Below are 18662 nucleotides of genomic sequence, written 5' to 3' on the forward strand. Positions count from 1 at the left end.
CAATGTTCATAAGAATGCGAACCGTCAAATTTTTGTGACTTTTGAAATTTGAATGGACGTGTCGGGGAACACATCGCGGCTCTTGCGACATTCTTTTGCTGCAATGGGTCAGCATTGATGCGCGACGGTCCGATACAGACCGCCGGAAATATGGGTAATACAGGAATATAAGACGGCGTCTCGTTTTTTCTCATCGTCTTTTCTGTGTCGCCCCCGGGGTGTGAAAACAAGAAAGATGGAATAGAATGACGGGCATTGCGTCGACGACAGCCAATCTCGCCCTGTGGCGGTTGCAATGGGAGACATTGTTCTCCCTGCCGCACCTGCTCGACGAAAGCGAAATGGACGACGATGAAGGCTGTAGGTTGTCCGAAGTCGAGAGTTTTGGCGGTAATCCCGGTAATTTGCGGATGTTCCGGTATGTCCCGGACAATCTGCCGTCCAATGCGCCGCTGGTCGTCGTGCTCCACGGCTGCACCCAGACGGCGGCGGGCTACGATCGCTCGTCCGGCTGGTCATGGCTTGCGGAACAGAACGGATTTGCGGTGCTGTTCGCCCAGCAGCGTGGCGAAAACAACCCTCGCCGCTGCTTCAACTGGTTCCGGCCCGGCGATATCGCCCGCGATAGCGGCGAGGCGGCGTCGATCCGCAACATGGTCGCTTTCATGGCGGATAACTACGATCTGGATCGCCATCGGATCTTCGTGACCGGCCTTTCCGCCGGCGGCGCCATGTCCAACGCCATGCTGGCGGCCTATCCCGATGTGTTCGCGGCTGGCGCTATCCTCGCCGGTCTGCCTTATCGCTCCGCCAAGACCGTTCATGAGGCCCTGCAAGTGATGCTTGAAGGCGTCGTGCGCTCACGCGAGGCATGGGGGGATGAGGTGCGTGGGGCGTCGCCGCTGGGCGATCTCGCCGGCAGCCGCATCGCTATGCCGTGGCCGCGTGTGGCGGTGTGGCAGGGGCTCACCGACGACGTGGTGAAACCGATCAATGCGGGTGAGATCGTCAAGCAGTGGACGAATGTGCACGGGTTGACCGAATACGCCACCGAAGAAACCGTGCAGGGCGGCATGAAGAAAATGCGCTGGCGCAACGCTGACGGGGAAGTCCTCGTCGAAGCGATCGCCATCGATCATCTTGGTCATGCCGTGCCGATCGACACGTCACGCGCGGATCTGCATGAACAAACCGGGCAGCATTTCGCCGATATCAGGTTTTCGTCTACCTTCGAGATCGCTCGATTCTTCGGCGTGCTGAAAAGCGATCCTCCGCCGCGCGGTGACATCGAGGATGACGAGGTCGTGGTGGAAGAGGTTATCGAACCTGCGGCGACAACAGCCGAGCTTCCCGTATCAATCACACCTGCCTTCGCCGCCCTGCCGGCCAGCACCCGCCGTGCACGGGGGCGGACGCGCGAGAGCGGTGTACGCTCGCGCACCGGCACGCCGACGGTACCTGTGACACCGGACGTTAGCACGCAGGCCGTTCCTGCTCCGGAGCCCGTCACATCGTTCGATGTGCCTGCCACTGTGTCAGATGTATCAGAGCCGGATAACCTGCGTGAGGAGCGCCCTCCGGTTTCTGATGCGTCGCCAACTGCGGAGGCAGTGACAATACAGGCAGCAGCGCGGGAATCTGCGCCGCTTGACGAGCCTGTTTCGGGTGAGACCGAGCCGGTTGCTGAAAGTGAAATCAAGGCCGAGCCGACCGCTGCCCGGCCTGTGCTGCCGTCTATAGCGCGGCCTTTCCGGCGCGCTATGCGCCGCGCCGCCAGGTGGATGAACCTGTTTCGCAAGAATTGATCATCGATTTCATTCTTCCGCCGAAGAAGGCGATGATATAATAATATCGGAATATCAGGCTGAGAGCAGCATAGTCTGCGAGCCGGACGAAATGCCAGACGATCTGGCCTTTTTATTTAAGTAACATGCAACCGGCAGTATCGTGTCATAGAACTGCTGATGGTGCTTTCGTCTTACCAATCAACATAAATCCAGCGTGTAACCGGCCCTGGGACCGGCAGGCACCCGCTCGTCGTCGCCGCCCGATGCGCGCCGGGCGGCACATGCCGGCTATTCAGCCGGCCAGGCGTTCTTCCGTGCTGCCGGGTTCGCGCAACACGTAGCCGCGGCCCCAGACAGTCTCGATGTAGTTTGTGCCCGAAGAGGCATTCGACAGCTTCTTGCGCAGTTTGCAGATGAAGACGTCGATGATCTTCAGTTCCGGCTCGTCCATGCCGCCGTAGAGGTGGTTGAGGAACATCTCTTTCGTCAGCGTCGTGCCCTTGCGCAGCGAGAGCAGTTCGAGCATCTGATATTCCTTGCCCGTCAGATGAACGCGCGCGCCGCTGACTTCGACCGTCTTGGCGTCGAGGTTCACCACGAGGTCGCCGGTGGTGATGACCGACTGCGCATGCCCCTTGGAGCGGCGGACGATGGCGTGGATGCGGGCGACCAGCTCATCCTTGTGGAAGGGCTTGGTCAGATAATCGTCCGCGCCGAAGCCGAGACCCTTGACCTTGTCCTCGATGCCGGCAAGGCCCGAGAGGATCAGGATCGGCGTTTTGACCTTGGCAACGCGAAGGCTGCGCAAAACCTCGTAGCCCGACATGTCGGGAAGGTTCAGGTCAAGCAGAATGATATCGTAGTCATAGAGCTTGCCGAGGTCGACGCCTTCCTCGCCAAGATCAGTTGTATAGGCATTGAAATTTTCGGACTTGAGCATCAGTTCGATGCTTTGCGCGGTGGCGCTGTCGTCCTCTATGAGCAATACGCGCATGGCCTCGTCCCCAACCTCGTTTTCCGAGGCTCCCTGTGCTGTTGGTCCGAAACGGTCAAGCTTTCGGATAGTTTAACCGCCCGGACGGCCGCTCCGCTTACCAATGAAGCTTGCGCGACCCCCAGCATCCGGGCTGGCAGAGTCCAGAGATAACGATCACCGCGTGGCTTAATGCCGGTGCACCGCTTTATCCGAACGTCTTCAATCCGGAACGCTATGTCCTAATGGTTAACAAACCGTGATTCGCACTGGCAAGTTATTTACGCAGAAAGGTTGCCCTCCCGGTGTAAAACTCTGTGCAGTGCGAACCGCACTGGATTCAGCTTGGATTCGTCACTGGACCAAAACTCAGCCTAACCGATTCTATTGACTCAATACTTTTGGATGCCCCAGCCGGCGGTCTTGCTGCCGGTGTGCCTGGGGATGATTGTTAACGAGAGCGGTAAACGAATGGTTGATGACGGCCAAGATTCCCAAATCATCTGGCCATTGGGCGAATCATTCAGCCGGGTGTGGATATCCGACCACATACGCACGTGTTGACGCGCACAGGGCAGGAGCGTCGCCAAACCACGTGTTGCTGCAAAGGGAGGGGGGCTTTCAGCCCTTGATGCCGCCAAGATATGCGGCATAGGCAGTGGCGTCGAACAAGCGCGCCAGTTCTGCCGGATCGGCAAGTTCCATCGCGAAGAACCAGCCCGCGCCCGTTGGATCGCTGTTTACGATGGCCGGATCGGCGACAAGCGAATCGTTAATGGCTGTGACGACGCCGGAGGCAGGCGCGAAGACCTCGCAGGCGGCCTTGACGCTCTCAAATACGGCAATGCACTCACCGGCTCGTGCGACTTGTCCGACGACGGGCAACGTGACGGCAATGATGCCGCCGAGCGCCTCAATGGCATAGGGCGCGATGCCGACGCGGGCGATCTTGCCCGACATCAGGCGGATATATTCATGATCCGGGGTGTAGCGAAGGCCATCGGTCATCGTTTGATCCGTGCCCTGTCCGCGCGGGGCCTGGTCGTGTCCGATCGCACCGGGCGCGGATCAGCGCCGGGTGCTGCGGGCAGGGGCACCGCCAAGGCCGATCTCGATCAGCACGCCCGACGTGGCTTCCGGCAAGCGCAGACCGTCTTCGACGATGCGAACGATCTCCTGCGCCGTCCCGGCGGGGATGGGCACCGAGACCTGCCGTGTGCGGCTGTCGATGACCCTGTCGCCCTGCTTGACGGCAATCCTGAGCGGAGCCGAATACGTGCCCGGTGACCCTGCCGGTCCGAGCAACCCGAGCACTTCCACACCGACATTGACCGTGCGCGATCCATCACCGCCGGTGACGCACTCGCGCGCCGTGTTGCGGATGGAGAGCTGGTAGCGCAGTCCCGCTCCCTCGCCGACGCGCACCGCCGAGCCGCCATCGAAAATATCGAAGCGCGGGCAGTAGAGATCGTCGGTGGGCAGGGGAGCTTCCGGCGGCACGGTCGCGCCGCCATAGAGCGCATAGTTCTTCAACGTCGTTCCCGTGCTTTGCCCTTCCGGCGACTGGCAGCCGGCCAGCAACGATGCGATGCCGACGACCACCGCCGCCAACAATCCGGCCCTGCGCCCTGCACTGTTGCGGGCGGCAGAAACAGAAGCCGGAATGGAGGGCGAAGCGGTTCGGTAGCCGATGCTCGTCATGTCTGGTCTCTCTCAGCTCGCTTTCGTGCAACTCGCCGGCGATCATAACGGCAGGATGGCCGAACAGGAATGCCGCACAGCACAAAAATATCCCGACTGGAATGCAAACTGCTCCGGCGGGCAGGGTTATGGCAGGGTTATGGAAGGGCGTCGAAGCCTGGCGAGAAGCCGTCCAGCGTCACCGGGATGCCGATGCCTTCCTCAGGCGTCTGGAATACGATGAAGGTCGCGGTCTGGCCCTGCTTGAGCCGGTCGAGCAAGGTGTCGTCCATAACGACCTCGGCGATGCAGCCTGTGTTGAGGCAGCGCACGAAACCGGCGCGGCCGACATCCGTCTGGTCGATCTTGAGGCCGAGGCCCGCCGGCAGCAGCACGCCGAGCGGTGCGACCACACGCAGAAGGCGGCTCTTGTTATCCGCCGTCTTGAGCACGATCACGAGCAGCGTGATGTTGGGTCGATCCTCGGCCGCGACGTTCTGCACCAGCGCGCATTGTTCGGCGGAGGCGCCGGGCGGGGTTTCGCAGCGCATCTGCCACTCACCGTGGGTGGCGCGCACAACCCCTTGCGCGGCAGCCGGTGCCGCGCCCGTCATAATGGTGCCGAAGGAAACACCGACAATCGTGGCGGCAAGCGCGGTGCAACGAGCGAGACGGCGGAACATAGGTTTCACTTCCCCGAAATCCACTTTAACATCAACAGGAAACCGGCTTCGCCCGTGGCAGGACGGCCCGTCAGGAAACACGCCTCTGAATTTCGCGGCGGGCACCCGCCTGCCTTTACAGAAAACATCGATCCCGGTTCATTCCTTCCGGATCATGCTCTAAACCATGCCACGCGCCGAGAGTAAAGACGATCCCGTGGAAAGGCGGCGGATTTCCGGCTGTAGACCACTCCAGCATGGGCGGGATGACACCCTGCGGCAGACGTGACGCTTTGTTCTGTTGCTTTGCGCGCGCGGTCATGATCTGTGACGGCGATCTTTCCGGTGACGAATTTGCCAGACCACGCGGCAGCGGGAACGGGAGTATCTGACGGACGATGGAAAAAGCGGTGTATGGCCCGGTGGCGTCTTATGTGCGCCTGCTCCCCCTGCGCGCCGGTGCGGCCGCTCGCGGAGCGCTTCGGGTGTTGTCGTCATGGTTTTGCAGGGCGATCTGGCTTTGCATATCGGTCTTGCTGTTGACCGGGGCCGGCGCTCGCGCGCAGCAAGCCTCACAACAAGTGACAGGCCAACCTGTGACGGGACAACCTGTTCCTTGGCAAATCGGCCTCCAGCCGCCCGTCACCGATGTCGCGCGCTCCGCTCAGGATTTCCACAACCTGCTGTTGTGGATAACCGGCGGTGTGGTCGTGCTGGTCACCGTGCTGCTGATCGTCGTCATCGTCCGCTTCAATGAGAGGGCGAACCCGTCACCGGCGCGTTTCACGCACAACACATGGCTGGAGGTGACGTGGACGGTGGTGCCGATTCTGGTGCTGGCCGTCATCGCTGTGCCGTCTTTTCGGCTTTTGCGCGCACAGCTCATCATTCCGCCAAGCGATATAACCGTGAAGGTCACCGGGCATCAGTGGTACTGGAACTATGAATATCCGGCGGAGCAGGGTGGTTTTACCTTCGATTCCGTCTATGTCCCGGATGACGATCTGACCGGAGAGCAGCCGCGCCTTCTGGCAGTGGATAACGAGGTCGTCCTGCCAGTCGACAGCACGGTGCGCCTGCAGGTCACCGCCGCCGACGTGATCCACGGTTTCGCGGTGCCGTCCTTCGGAATCAAGATCGATGCGATACCGGGACGGCTCAACGAGACATGGTTCAGGGCAGACAGGGAAGGTATCTACTATGGCCAGTGCTCATTGATCTGTGGCCAGAACCACGCCTATATGCCCATCGCCATCCGGATCGTCAGCGCGGAACAATATGCTGCGTGGCGTGAGGAGGCGAAGGCGCGTTTTACGGCGGCAGGCGATTGAGCATGGCAAGGAAAGGCTCGATGAAAGGGATAGACAGGGCATGGCTTCTGCAATGAAGGCGCAGCCGGGCGGCGGGGATGCATCCCCTCGGGATTCCTACCCGAAAGGCTGGCGGCGCTGGTTGCTCTCCACCAACCACAAGGACATCGGAACGCTCTACCTGCTGTTCTCGCTGTGTGCGGGGCTCGTGGGCGGCGGCCTTTCGCTGCTGATGCGCATCGAGTTGCAGTACCCGGACTTGCAGATCTTCGCCAATGGCCAGATCTTCAACGTCGTGGTCACGGCGCATGGCCTCATCATGCTGTTCTTCGTGGTCATGCCCGCGCTCATCGGCGGTTTCGGCAACTGGTTCGTGCCGATCATGATCGGCGCGCCGGAGATGGCGTTTCCGCGGCTCAACAGTATCTCTTTCTGGCTGTTGGTGGTGGCCTTCTGGCTGCTCATCATCTCGTTGTTCGTGCCCGGTGCGCCCGGATCGCTCGGTTTCGGCGGCGGTTGGGCGGCCTATCCGCCGCTTTCGGTGGCCGGCCATCCGGGGCCTGCGTTCGATTTCGCCATCTTCGCCCTGCACCTTGCCGGCGCATCGTCCATCATCGGCGCGATCAACTTCATCACCACGATTTTGAACATGCGCGCGCCCGGCATGACGCTGCACAAGATGCCGCTGTTCGCGTGGAGCATGCTGGTGACGGCGTTTCTGCTGCTGATCTCGCTGCCCGTGCTGGCGGGGGCCATCACCATGCTGCTGACGGACCGGAACTTCGGCACCGCGTTCTTCGATCCGTCAGGCGGAGGCGATCCGGTGCTTTATCAGCACCTGTTCTGGTTCTTCGGCCACCCCGAAGTCTACATCATGATCCTGCCGGCCTTCGGCATCATCTCGCATATCGTCTCCACCTTCGCCCGCAAGCCGATCTTCGGCTATCTGGGCATGGCCTATGCCATGGTGGCCATCGGCGCCGTCGGCTTCGTGGTCTGGGCGCACCATATGTATACCGTGGGGCTGTCGCTCGACACGCAGCGCTATTTCGTGTTCGCGACGATGGTCATCGCGGTGCCCACCGGCATCAAGGTGTTCTCGTGGATCGCGACGATGTGGGGTGGTTCCATCCGCTTTACCGCGCCGATGATCTGGGCGCTCGGGTTCATCTTTCTGTTCGTGGTCGGCGGGGTGACGGGCGTGGTGCTGGCGAACGCCGGCATCGACCGCGAGCTGCACAACACCTATTACGTGGTGGCGCATTTTCACTACGTGCTGTCGCTGGGCGCGGTGTTCGCCATTTTCGCGGCATGGTACTACTGGTTTCCGAAAATGTTCGGCTACATGGTGCCGGAGTGGATCGGCAAGCTGCATTTCTGGCTGGCTTTCGTCAGCGCCAACGTGCTGTTCTTTCCGATGCACTTTCTGGGATTGGCCGGCATGCCGCGCCATTATGTCGATTATCCGGACGCTTACTGGGGGTGGCATTTTGTCGCGTCACTGGGCTCGTATGCCTTTGCATGCAGCCTGCTGGTGTTCTTTTACGGCATATGGGTCGCCTATGCGCGCAAGGCGCGCGCGCCGGATAACCCATGGGGCGAAGGGGCGACGACACTGGAATGGACGCTGTCGTCTCCGCCGCCGTATCATCAGTTTCAGAAGCTGCCGCGCATTCCCGCTGCGGGTTCCTGAGCGCACGGCTGCATTGATGGCCGGGTCGATGCCTGATATGCAACCGAATTCAATGTCTGTGGTTTTCGCAGCTTGCCGTTTGTGGGGCCATTCCCTTATCTGGCCCTCCCATTGGGGCGAGAGCTGTTTCAGAGAGCTGAGAGTATGACGGCGGTTACGGAAGAATGGGCTGAACGGGAGCGCACCGCGCAGGCGGAAGCGCCACCGCTTGTCTCCACCGGCAGCGTGCGGGATTTTATCTCGCTGCTCAAGCCGCGCGTCATGTCGCTTGTGGTGTTCACCGCGCTCGTCGGCATGCTCGTTGCGCCGGGCGCCATCAATCCGGTCGTCGGCGCCATCGCGCTGCTGTCGATCGCGGTAGGGGCGGGCGCATCCGGCTGCCTCAACATGTGGTGGGATGCCGACATCGACAAGGTGATGACGCGCACCCGAAACCGGCCGATTCCGGGCGGGCGCATCACGGGGGCCGAGGCGCTGACCTTCGGCCTGACCCTGTCCTTCTGGGCGGTGTTCGTGCTGGGTGTGGCGACCAACTGGTTCGCGGCGGCCTTTCTGGCGTTTACGATCTTTTTCTACGTCGGCATCTATTCCATCTGGCTGAAGCGCTCGACGCCGCAGAATATCGTTATCGGCGGTGCCGCCGGTGCGTTCCCGCCCATGGTCGGCGAGGCGGCTGTGACCGGCTCCGTCAGCATCGACGGCTTCGTGCTGTTCCTGATCATCTTTCTCTGGACACCGCCGCACTTCTGGGCGCTGGCACTGGTGAAATCCGAGGACTACGCCCGCGCCGGCGTGCCGATGATGCCAATCGTGGCGGGGCAGGCATCCACGCGATTGCAGATTTTGCTCTACACGCTGGTTGTGGTGCCGGTGGCGACCATTCCGCTATGGCGTGACGCCGGCGGCCCGCTTTACGCGTTCGCCTCCATCGCCGGCGGGGCCGGGATGCTGTGGCTGGCGTTCACGCTCTGGCGTTCCGGCGGCGACCGCGTTGCGCTCAATCCCTATGGCGTGCGCACGGCATGGCGGCTGTTCGGTTTCTCGATCATGTATCTGTTCGCGCTGTTCGCCGCGCTGCTGGTGGAGCATGTGACGGGGCTTGGGCCAATCGGCAACTTCCTGCCGGCAAGGGGCCTCTGGTGATGGAAAACCCTGTGGCGAACGGCGGCAGGCGCGACGATGCCGAAGGCGTGAGCCTGACACCGGCTGAAAGCCATCGCCGGCATACGCGGAATGTCGCAATCGGGGTCGCGCTGGGTTTTCTGTTCCTGCTGTTCTACGTGCTGACCATCGCCCGGCTTGGTTCGAATGTTCTGAACCGGCCGCTGTGAGGACCGATGAGCGACGATGCGCCCCATCTTCCTGCGCCGGATGAACGGGTCGCCCGCCGCGCCCGGAACACCGCGCTGATCTGTGTGGGCGTTGTCGCTGGCATGCTGGGCCTCGCCTTCGCATCGGTGCCGCTTTATCGCCTCTTCTGTCAGGTCACGGGGTTTGCCGGCACGCCGCTTGCCGGCGTGGTGGAGAGCGCCTCAGTCTCCGACCGGCGCATCGTGGTGCGTTTCGATACCAATGTCGCGCCGTCGATCCAGTGGCGCATCGTGCCGGAAACGCCAGCAGTCGAAACGCGGCTTGGCGAGACGCAGACGGTTTTCTTCGAGCTGACCAATATGAGCGACACGCCGGTCACCGGCGTTGCGACCTATAACGTGCAGCCGGACCAGCTCGGCGCGTATTTCGTCAAGCTGCAATGCTTCTGCTATGAGGAGAAGACGTTGGGGCCGGGGGAGAGCATGTTCGCGCCGGTGGTGTTCTACATCGATCCTTCTTTCGACGACGAGCGCGATTTCAAGACGCTGGATTCCCTGACGCTGTCCTACACGATGTTTCCAGCAAAAGACGTGCTGCCCTCCAGCGAACTGGCTGGCATCTCCGGGCGAGACGGGCTCTAAAGCGTTTTCAAGCAAAGTGGATACCGCTTTGTGTGAAGAAAACGCGTCAAACCAAAAAGATAGAGCCTTTCGGCGTTTCAACGAAATGCCGAAAGGCTCTAGCGGCTGACGGTGACCATGCAATCCACCGCGAAACAGCACGATTACCATATTGTCGATCCCAGCCCGTGGCCGCTGGTGCTGGCGGTCAGCCTTTTCGTGCTGTCCGTCGGCGCGGTCCTGACGATGACCGACATCCGCATGGGCGAGTTCGCACCGGGGCCATATGTTCTGGGTGTCGGTGTCATCGGGCTGCTCGGAGCGCTGTCGGTCTGGTGGATCGACGTGATCCGCGAGGGCCAGCGCGGCGCGCATACCCGCGTGGTGGCGTTGCACCATCGCTACGGCATGATCCTGTTCATTATCACCGAGGTCATGTTTTTCGTCGCGTGGTTCTGGGCATTTTTCGATGCCAGCCTGTTTCCGGGAGAGGCGATTCAGTTCGAGCGGGTGGAGGCAACCGGTGGGCAATGGCCTCCCGCCGGCATCGAGACCTTCGATCCGTGGCATCTGCCGCTGTTCAACACGCTGGTTTTGCTGACATCGGGTACGATGGTGACCCTCGCCTATGAGGCGCTGCTGAAGGGCGACCGGCGCGGCATCAAGCTCGGGCTCTGGGCAACGCTGGTGCTGGCCGCGCTGTTCATCGTGGTGCAGGCCTATGAATACAGCCACGCGACATTCGCCTTCTCCGGCAACATTTACGGCTCGACATTTTTCATGACAACGGGCGTGCACGGTGTTCATGTCATCGTGGGCACGGTGTTTCTGGCCATTTGCCTGCTGCGGGTCTATCTGGGCCACTTCACGGCCGAGCGACACCTCGGGTTCGAGCTTGCGGCTTGGTACTGGCATTTCGTCGATGTGGTCTGGCTGTTCCTGTTCGCCGCCATCTATGTGTGGGGCGCAGGTGGCTGAAGCGCGCCCCTCCTGGCGGGGCCTGTTCTGGCCGGGGCTGTTCACGCTTCTCGGGCTCATCCTGCTGGTGTCGCTGGGAATGTGGCAGTTGCAGCGGCTGGCCTGGAAGGAAGACCTCATCGCCCGCATTGAATCCCGCACTCACGCCGAACCTGTCGCCGCGCCCGCACAAGGCGAATGGGCTGCGCTGGCGGGGGAGCCGGCAGCGCTGAAAGCACTGGAGTACAGCCCCGTTCGCGTGTCCGGCATCTATCTGCGAGATCGTGAAGTGCTCGTGCATGGCAACGCTACGCTTGGCCGGGGCGGCGTGCGCATGGGCTACTTCGTGCTGACACCGCTTGCGATGGACGGCGGCGGCATCGTATTCGTCAACCGTGGTTTCATTCCCATGGAGCTGCGGCAGGATGCCGACGCCTATGCCGCGTGGCGTCGCGGCGACAGTGTGGCGGGCAATGAAACTGTGAGGGTTGCCGGGCTCTTGCGTGCGCCGGAAAGGCGCGGCTGGTTCGTACCATCCGATGCGCCGGAAAAGGGCGACTGGTTCGTGCGTGACCCCGCTGTTTTCGCCGCGTCGCTCGGGTTGGAACGCGTGGCCCCGTTCACCATCGATACATTCCGCGATTCCACGCGAGAGGGATGGCCGGTTGCGGGGCTTACCGTGGTGCGCTTCCCCAACAACCACCTCGATTATGCCTTTACGTGGTTTGGGCTTGCCATCGTTCTTGTCGTCGTCTTCGTGCTGTTTGCCCGCCGCAGACTGCGGGGGTGATCGCCAAATGGATTGGCAGCTGTGCAAGCAACTTGTGCGAGCAACTTGTGCGAGTGACTTGTTAAAGCCACTGGTTGGGGGTGGAGGTTGCGGCGGGGAAATGCTATCCCCTGCGCCGGAGAACAGGCAGCCGCCGGGTTGGACAACGATGTCATCCCCGTGTGTGGCCGCCGAAACCGGGAGATTTCACATGCGTCGTCTGATCCTTGCGGCTGGTATTGCCGCATCACTCGCCTGTGCGTTTTCGCTGCCCGCGACTGCCCGGTCGCAGTCTTCCGCTCCGGCGGTGGAGCAGCCGCTGGTCGTGGCGCAGGCTGCCCAGCTTGATCCCAAGGACGTTGTGTTGCTCGACACGCCGCACGGCCGCGTCACCATCGGCCTGCGGCCGGACCTCGCCCCCAAGCACGCTGAGCGAATCAGAACGCTGGCCAGCCGGGGCTTTTACGATAACGTGCCCTTCCACCGCGTCATTCCCGGCTTCATGGCCCAGACGGGCGATCCCACCGGCACCGGCACGGGCAGCTCGGATCTGCCGAACCTGCCGGCAGAGTTCTCCAGTGCGCCCTTCAAGCGCGGCACCGTGGGCATGGCTCGCGCCGGCTCGCCCAATTCGGCCAACTCGCAGTTCTTCATCTGCTTTGACGACGCGCCGTTCCTCGAAGGTCAATATACGGTCATCGGCGAGGTGATCTCGGGCATGGAAGCGGTCGACAAGATCAAGGCCGGCTCGCAGGCCAACAACGGCACGGTGTCGAATCCCGATAAAATCGTCCGCATGCGCCTTGCCAGCGACGGGAAATAAAGGCATTCGACCGCCTGAACCGTCCTCTGGAGCGTTTTCCGGTCGGATGGCGCCATCTGATCGACAAGAGTTCGCTCGAAATCAAACAACGGGATCGTTTCTGCGTTTCTAACGAAACGCGGAAATGATCCGGACCCGAAGAATCGGAGATGATGCATCATGAGCACTGATAACGTCGCCACCAACGATCCCGAAAACACGCTTATCCTGGAAACCACGAAGGGCCGCGTCGTTATCGCGCTGCGTCCCGACCTCGCGCCGCTGCACGTTGCGCGGATCAAGGAGCTGGCGCGGAAGAAATTCTACGACGGCATCGTCTTTCACCGCGTGATCGAAGGCTTCATGGCCCAGACCGGCTGCCCGCATGGCACCGGCACCGGCGGTTCCGACCTGCCGGATCTGAAGGCCGAGTTCAACACCGAGCCGCATGTGCGTGGCACGGTCTCCATGGCGCGGGCGCAGAACCCCAACTCGGCCAACTCGCAGTTCTTCATCTGCTTTGATGACGCACGCTTCCTCGACCGCCAGTACACGGCGTGGGGCAAGGTCATCGAAGGCATGGAGAACGTCGACAAGATCAAGCGCGGCGAGCCTGTGCGCGATCCCGACAGCATCATCACGATGCGCGTTGCCGCCGACGCGGCGGAATAAGACAGACAGGACCAAGACAGGCAGCGATGGACGTTTCCCTGTTCGATTTCGACTTGCCGGAAGCCTCCATTGCCCTGCGCCCGGCGCATCCGCGCGATAGCGCGCGGATGCTGGTTGTCGCGCCGGACGGTCTGGCTGACCGGCGCGTGACCGATCTTGCGTCGCTGCTGCGGCCCGGCGACGTGCTGGTGCACAACGACACGCGTGTCATCCCGGCCCGGCTCGACGGCATCCGCGTGCGCGGCGAAGCGGTGACGCGGGTGGAAGCCATGCTGCACAAGCGCGAATCCGCTGACACCTGGCGGGCGTTCGCGCGTCCCGGCAAGCGTTTGCGGGTGGGGGAGCGCATCCGTTTCGGCGGAGAACAGGCAAGTCCTGCTTGCGATCTGGCCGCGTTCGAGGCCGAAATCCTCGAAAAAGGTGATGGCGGCGAGGTGCTGCTGCGCTTCGCGCTGAGCGGCCCGGCGCTGGATGAGGCCATCGCGCGGCTCGGACACATGCCGCTGCCGCCTTATATCGCATCGAAGCGGGCGGAAGACGCTGCCGACCTCGCCGATTATCAGACTATCTACGCCCGCCATGACGGCGCTGTCGCAGCGCCGACCGCAGGACTGCATTTCACGGACGATCTGGTGGAAAAGCTCGCTGCCGCCGGGATCGAGCGCCGTTTCGTCACCCTGCATGTGGGTGCAGGCACCTTCCTGCCCGTCAAGGCGGACGATACACGCGACCACCGTATGCACGCGGAATGGGGCGTGATCGATGCCGCCACGGCCGATGCCCTCAATGCGGCGCGGGCGCGCGGCGGACGCATCATCGCCACCGGCACCACGGCCTTGCGCCTGCTGGAAAGCGCCGCACGTGATGACGGCACGATTGCGCCTTTCGAGGGCGATACCGCAATTTTCATCACACCCGGTTACCGTTTCAAGGCTGTCGATATATTGATGACCAACTTCCACCTGCCTCGCTCCACCCTGTTCATGCTGGTGAGCGCGTTTGCCGGGCTCGACACGATGCAGGCTGCATATGCGCATGCCATCGGCGGCGGCTATCGCTTCTATTCCTACGGCGACTCCAGTCTGCTGTTCCGCAATGACGGGGCGGCGGCATGAGCGCGCCTTTCACCTTCGAGATTGCCGCGCGTGACGGCACGGCCCGCACCGGACGCATCGTGCTGCCGCGCGGTGAGATCCGCACTCCGGCCTTCATGCCCGTGGGCACGGCGGCAACCGTCAAGGCCATGCACACGCATGAGGTGCGTGCGCTCGGAGCCGATATTCTGCTCGGCAACACCTATCACCTGATGTTGCGCCCCGGCGCGGAGCGGGTGGCGCGGCTCGGCGGGCTGCACAAGATGATGCACTGGCCGCATCCGATCCTCACCGATTCGGGCGGTTTTCAGGTTATGTCACTGGCCAAGCTGCGCAAGATCAGCGAGAAGGGCGTCACGTTCCAGTCTCACATCGACGGGGCGCGCTACGAGTTGACGCCGGAACGAGCCATCGAGATTCAGGGGCTGCTGGGCTCGGACATCCAGATGCAGCTCGATGAATGCGTCCGGCTGCCGTGCCCGGATGTTGAGGCAGCCCGCGCCATGCGGCTGAGCCTGCGTTGGGCGGAACGTTGCCGCAAGACCTTTCTCGTGCAGCCGGGCCGGGAGGAATGGGGCAGGGCGCTGTTCGGCATCGTGCAGGGCGCCGCCGATCGGGCATTGCGTGTGGAAAGCGCGCGCGAACTGTCGGACATGGATTTCGAGGGTTACTCCATCGGCGGGCTTGCGGTCGGCGAGCCGCAGGACGTCATGCTGGAGATGATCGAAACCGTAATGCCGCACCTGCCGGACGCCAAGCCGCATTACCTGATGGGCGTCGGCACGCCGGATGACATCGTGGAGGCTGTGCGCCGGGGCGTGGACATGTTCGATTGCGTCATGCCAACCCGCGCCGGCCGGCATGGGCAAGTGTTTTCGCGGTTCGGCAAGCTCAACCTCAAGAACGCGCGCCATGCCGACGATCCGCGTCCCATCGACGAAGCATCAGCCTGGGAGCCAACGCGGACGTATTCGCGCGCCTACTTGCACCATCTGGTGAAGTCCGGCGAAATCCTCGGCATGATGCTGCTGACCGGCATCAACCTTGCCTATTATCAGGAGCTGATGGCCGGGTTGCGTTTGGCCATCGCGGAAAGCCGCCTCGACGACTTCATTGCCCAGACGAAGGAAGGCTGGGCACGGGGCGACTGATAATGTCGTAAAAATCGCTGCCGGGTTGCGGAGCGGCCAGTGCCTCGGCGATCCGGCTTGCGAACGGCAGGCGGTAGTGCAGCGGATCCCAGAAGTTCTCGTCGTTGCGTGTCACTTCCGAGGGCTTGCGGAAATCCAGCACGGTCGCATCGTGCCGTGCGCCGATGTCGGCAAGGGCTGCCTTGCAGGCGCGATCCGTCGCCGCTTCCAGTGCGCCGGGGCGTGGCTGGGCGCTGACGTGTGCGGGTGGAAACACCAGATAAGTGCGCGTGGTCGCGGGCACGGTGCGCAGCAGATCGTCGAGCCAGCCGCCAGCCGGGAATGTCCATGCGGCGCGCTCGGCGTCGGATACGGCCGCCGGTGGATCTTGCGGCACGACGGCCGCCGGCAGGCCCTTCGAGGTGTGCTCGAACCAGATATGGGCGTGCGCCCGCGCCGCGTCATAGGTCTCATCCGGCGGCACGAACACATCGAAGCCATCGCTGCGAATAGATGTTTCGCGCAGGCCTAGCTCATACGACACCAGGCGGATGGCGATTTCCAGCGATTTGAGGTTGAACGTGTCGAGCCAGTCGTTCCAGCGGTTGGCATCGTAAAACCGCTCTGGAAAGGCGCGGAACGTCAGGCGCTTTTCCGGCGCATCCGCCGCCATATCGCACCATGAGCGATCCAGCCCGAAGACCAGCACTTTGGGCGCGGGCTGCGTGCGCAGGAAAAGCTGCGCGAGTTGCATCTGCTCCCACGGGGTGGCGGCGTTCATGGCCAGATTGGCGAATCGCGCCGGCTTTTCCGCCGTGCCGAACAGCCGGTTCAGTTCCTCCGGGTCGAGCAGGCGCAGCGATGACGTGCCCACCACGGCGCTGTCGTAACGGCCGGAGCGCGCCAGCTGTGGATACATGAAGCGTTGGTTGATATCGACGATGGGCCGGGGCGCACCGCCCGCTCCAACGCGGATTCCGTAGGGGTCGACAACGGCTGTGAAAGCCGCCAGCAAACCGACACAGGCGACGAGCGCGACAATGAACGCGATGACGAAACGGCGCCACAGACGCGGCGCGGGATCAGGACCGGGCGGAATGTCGCCACCCGCAGGTATCTCAGGCTTGTCGGTGGAATTCATCGATACCAGTCAGTTGTTTCCGGCCGTCCGACGCCCCCCGGCCGTGACGCGTGTTTCCGGGCAACGTTTGTCCATGACATGTTGATCATGGCGCGTCTATTAAGGCTTTCGCCACCAACTGTCGATGACCGGGCCGAACAAAGGCGTGGTTTCCGGGCGGCCGATGTCGGTCCGGCGGGCCATCCACTGGCCGTCGGCATGGAACAGCGGCACGACATGGAAGCCGGACAGCAGCGCCCTGTCGAGCGTGCGAACGGAATCCGTGAATGCTTCCTCCGATTCCGCTGCCAGCAGGGCATCGATGGCCGCATCGACAGCCGGCGACTTTACGCCCGTGATGTTGAGGGAGCCGGGCCGGTCGGCGGCGGCGGACGACCAGCGGTTGATCTGTTCCGAGCCGGGGGAGGCGGAGACGTTCCAGCGGTAAAGGATGATATCGAAATCGAAGGCCAGCAGCCGCTTCCAGTATTGCGCCTCGTCGACGAGGCGGACATTGGCGGTGATGCCTGCCGGCTTCAGCGACTGGGCGAAGTTGAGCGCCAGCCGCTCCTCATCACGCGATTTCACCATGATCTCGAAGGTCAGCGGCGTGCCCTCGGCATCGCGCAGCGCACCGTCGCGCAGGGTATAGCCGGCGCTTTTCAGCAGGGCCAGACCCTTGCGCGCCTGTGTGCGGTCGCGTCCCGAACCATCCGCTTCGGGCGGTGACCACTCGCCTTCGAGAATATCCTCCCGCACCGCGTCAGGAAATGCGGCGAGCAGTTCCCGCTCCCGCTCCGATGCCGGCACGCCCGCAGCCGACAGCGCCGAGCCGCTGAAATAGCTCCCCGTGCGTTTGTAGAGGCCATGAAACAGCTGGCGGTTGACCCAGGGGGCATCGAAAAAGTAGCCCAGCGCCTCGCGCACGCGCACATCCGCCAGCGGCCCACGGCGGCCGTTGAGCGCAAAACCTTCCATGGGGCGCGGCGTGCCCACCGGCAGCGTTTCGGCCACGATGCGCCCGTCCGCTATCGCCGGGAAATCGTAACCGATGGCCCAGCGCGCCGCGCTTTGCTCGGGCCGGATGTCGTAAAGCCCCGCCTTGAAAGCCTCGAACTGGGTGTTGACGTCACGGTAATAATCGAACCGGATCTCGTCGAAGTTGTAGAGGCCCTGCGTGATCGGCAGATCCTTCGCCCAGAAATCCGGATCGCGGCGGAACGTGATGCTGCGTCCCGGGTCCACCGCCGCCACCTCATAGGGGCCGGAGCCAACCGGCGTCTGGAACGTGGTCTGGTCGAAAGTCTCCGCGTCGATCAGATGCGCGGGCAGCACCGGCATCTGTGCCAGAATGAGCGGGGTTTCGCGGTTGTCGCCATCGAGATCGAAACGCACCGTCAACGGGTTGATCTCGGTCACACCCGTCACCTGCCGGTAGTTGCTGCGGAAGAACGGGCTGCCCTTCTCGCGCAGCAGGTTGAAGGTGAAGACCACATCCTCGGCTGATATGGCATGGCCATCCGAGAAGCGGGCCCGGGGATTAATGTGGAAAACGATGAAGCTGCGATCCGGCGGCATGCGGGCCGAATGAGCGACGAGACCATAGACCGAGAAGGGTTCGTCGGCGGAGCGCGCCATCAGCGGCTGAAACGCCAGCGTATTGATGCCCTGCGCGGCGATTCCCTTGAGCACGAAGGGATTGAGGTTGTCGAAAGTGCCGATCACACTCTGAACCAGCCGTCCGCCCTTGGGGGCATCCGGGTTGACATAGGGCAGGGCGGTAAAGTCCTGCGGCATGTCGGGCTCGCCATGCATAGCCAGGCCATCGCGGAGCGGCAGCTCGCGCCATGCTTCTTCGGGCGCAAGGGCGCGCGGGCTTCTGGCCTCGGAATCAGCGACGAGAAGATGCTCCTCCACTGGCACGTCATGGATGACCGGGCGGGAACTGGCCTGATGGTTGGCGGCAACGAGCAGCAACAGGATCAGCATGCCGTAAAGTTTCACGTGCCGTGGCCGCACGCCGGCTGTGTGCAGTACGCTCATGAAAATGGCGGCCATCAGAAGGGCAATCGCAAAAAAGAC

19 protein-coding genes are annotated in these 18662 nt (G+C 62.6%); 12 read left to right on the plus strand and 7 right to left on the minus strand.

From position 1 onward, the window contains the following. Window positions 1-245: 245 nt before the first annotated feature. A complete protein-coding gene (locus FHS81_RS07815) occupies window positions 246-1805 on the plus strand; it encodes an extracellular catalytic domain type 1 short-chain-length polyhydroxyalkanoate depolymerase (RefSeq protein ID WP_183751645.1) in 1560 nt (519 codons plus the stop codon). A gap of 274 nt (window positions 1806-2079) precedes the next feature. Here the strand turns inward: FHS81_RS07815 and ctrA are convergent, their stop codons facing one another. From ctrA to FHS81_RS07840, 5 genes are all read right to left on the minus strand, one after another. Next, window positions 2080-2781, minus strand: coding sequence for a response regulator transcription factor CtrA (gene ctrA / locus FHS81_RS07820; RefSeq protein WP_183751647.1), 702 nt, complete (start codon window positions 2779-2781; stop codon window positions 2080-2082). A 600-nt stretch (window positions 2782-3381) separates the two neighbouring features. Beyond that, window positions 3382-3768 (minus strand): glycine cleavage system protein H, encoded by a 387-nt coding sequence (locus FHS81_RS07825; RefSeq protein ID WP_183751649.1) that lies wholly within the window; start codon window positions 3766-3768, stop codon window positions 3382-3384. A gap of 60 nt (window positions 3769-3828) precedes the next feature. Continuing rightward, window positions 3829-4461, minus strand: coding sequence for a hypothetical protein (locus FHS81_RS07830; protein ID WP_183751651.1), 633 nt, complete (start codon window positions 4459-4461; stop codon window positions 3829-3831). Window positions 4462-4598: 137 nt separating this feature from the next. Further along, the gene (locus tag FHS81_RS07835) at window positions 4599-5123 is read right to left on the minus strand and encodes an invasion associated locus B family protein (protein WP_183751653.1); all 525 of its coding nucleotides are present in this window, start codon (window positions 5121-5123) and stop codon (window positions 4599-4601) included. A gap of 115 nt (window positions 5124-5238) precedes the next feature. Continuing rightward, window positions 5239-5424, minus strand: coding sequence for a hypothetical protein (locus FHS81_RS07840; RefSeq protein ID WP_183751655.1), 186 nt, complete (start codon window positions 5422-5424; stop codon window positions 5239-5241). Between the two features lie 76 nt (window positions 5425-5500). Between FHS81_RS07840 and coxB the strand changes: the two genes are divergently transcribed. The 11 genes from coxB (at window position 5501) to tgt (ending at window position 15481) form a co-directional block, all read left to right on the plus strand. Further along, the gene (gene coxB / locus FHS81_RS07845; RefSeq protein ID WP_183751657.1) at window positions 5501-6433 is read left to right on the plus strand and encodes a cytochrome c oxidase subunit II; all 933 of its coding nucleotides are present in this window, start codon (window positions 5501-5503) and stop codon (window positions 6431-6433) included. Between the two features lie 40 nt (window positions 6434-6473). After that, the gene (gene ctaD, locus FHS81_RS07850) at window positions 6474-8105 is read left to right on the plus strand and encodes a cytochrome c oxidase subunit I (RefSeq protein ID WP_183751659.1); all 1632 of its coding nucleotides are present in this window, start codon (window positions 6474-6476) and stop codon (window positions 8103-8105) included. 144 nt (window positions 8106-8249) lie between these two features. Continuing rightward, complete coding sequence (locus tag FHS81_RS07855) at window positions 8250-9248, plus strand: heme o synthase (RefSeq protein ID WP_183751662.1); 999 nt, start codon at window positions 8250-8252, stop codon at window positions 9246-9248. Continuing rightward, a complete protein-coding gene (locus FHS81_RS07860; RefSeq protein WP_183751664.1) occupies window positions 9248-9436 on the plus strand; it encodes a hypothetical protein in 189 nt (62 codons plus the stop codon). The genes FHS81_RS07855 and FHS81_RS07860 overlap by 1 nt, the downstream gene beginning before the upstream one ends. A gap of 6 nt (window positions 9437-9442) precedes the next feature. Continuing rightward, a complete protein-coding gene (locus FHS81_RS07865; protein WP_183751666.1) occupies window positions 9443-10057 on the plus strand; it encodes a cytochrome c oxidase assembly protein in 615 nt (204 codons plus the stop codon). 117 nt (window positions 10058-10174) lie between these two features. Next, the gene (locus tag FHS81_RS07870; protein ID WP_183752010.1) at window positions 10175-11014 is read left to right on the plus strand and encodes a cytochrome c oxidase subunit 3; all 840 of its coding nucleotides are present in this window, start codon (window positions 10175-10177) and stop codon (window positions 11012-11014) included. After that, window positions 11007-11783: an SURF1 family protein gene (locus tag FHS81_RS07875; protein ID WP_343052451.1), complete on the plus strand. Its 777-nt coding sequence runs from the start codon at window positions 11007-11009 to the stop codon at window positions 11781-11783. Before FHS81_RS07870 ends, FHS81_RS07875 begins: the two co-directional genes overlap by 8 nt. 190 nt (window positions 11784-11973) lie before the next feature. After that, entirely contained in the window at window positions 11974-12585 is a 612-nt protein-coding gene (locus tag FHS81_RS07880; protein ID WP_183751670.1) for a peptidylprolyl isomerase, read from the plus strand. A gap of 159 nt (window positions 12586-12744) precedes the next feature. Continuing rightward, window positions 12745-13236: a peptidylprolyl isomerase gene (locus tag FHS81_RS07885; protein WP_183751672.1), complete on the plus strand. Its 492-nt coding sequence runs from the start codon at window positions 12745-12747 to the stop codon at window positions 13234-13236. Between the two features lie 26 nt (window positions 13237-13262). Further along, complete coding sequence (queA, locus tag FHS81_RS07890) at window positions 13263-14351, plus strand: tRNA preQ1(34) S-adenosylmethionine ribosyltransferase-isomerase QueA (RefSeq protein WP_183751674.1); 1089 nt, start codon at window positions 13263-13265, stop codon at window positions 14349-14351. Beyond that, entirely contained in the window at window positions 14348-15481 is a 1134-nt protein-coding gene (gene tgt / locus FHS81_RS07895; RefSeq protein ID WP_183751676.1) for a tRNA guanosine(34) transglycosylase Tgt, read from the plus strand. The genes queA and tgt overlap by 4 nt, the downstream gene beginning before the upstream one ends. On the opposite strand, the gene FHS81_RS07900 is transcribed toward tgt, so the two are convergent. Together FHS81_RS07900 and FHS81_RS07905 are read right to left on the minus strand one after the other, a co-directional pair. Next, window positions 15441-16601: a hypothetical protein gene (locus FHS81_RS07900; protein WP_246374909.1), complete on the minus strand. Its 1161-nt coding sequence runs from the start codon at window positions 16599-16601 to the stop codon at window positions 15441-15443. The genes tgt and FHS81_RS07900 overlap by 41 nt on opposite strands. A gap of 99 nt (window positions 16602-16700) precedes the next feature. Further along, window positions 16701-18623, minus strand: a complete 1923-nt coding sequence (locus FHS81_RS07905) for an extracellular solute-binding protein (RefSeq protein WP_183751678.1) — start codon at window positions 18621-18623, stop codon at window positions 16701-16703. Between the last annotated feature and the right edge of the window lie 39 nt (window positions 18624-18662).

Origin of the sequence: Pseudochelatococcus contaminans (assembly GCF_014195635.1) — a bacterium.
In the GTDB taxonomy this organism is placed as follows: domain Bacteria; phylum Pseudomonadota; class Alphaproteobacteria; order Rhizobiales; family Beijerinckiaceae; genus Pseudochelatococcus; species Pseudochelatococcus contaminans.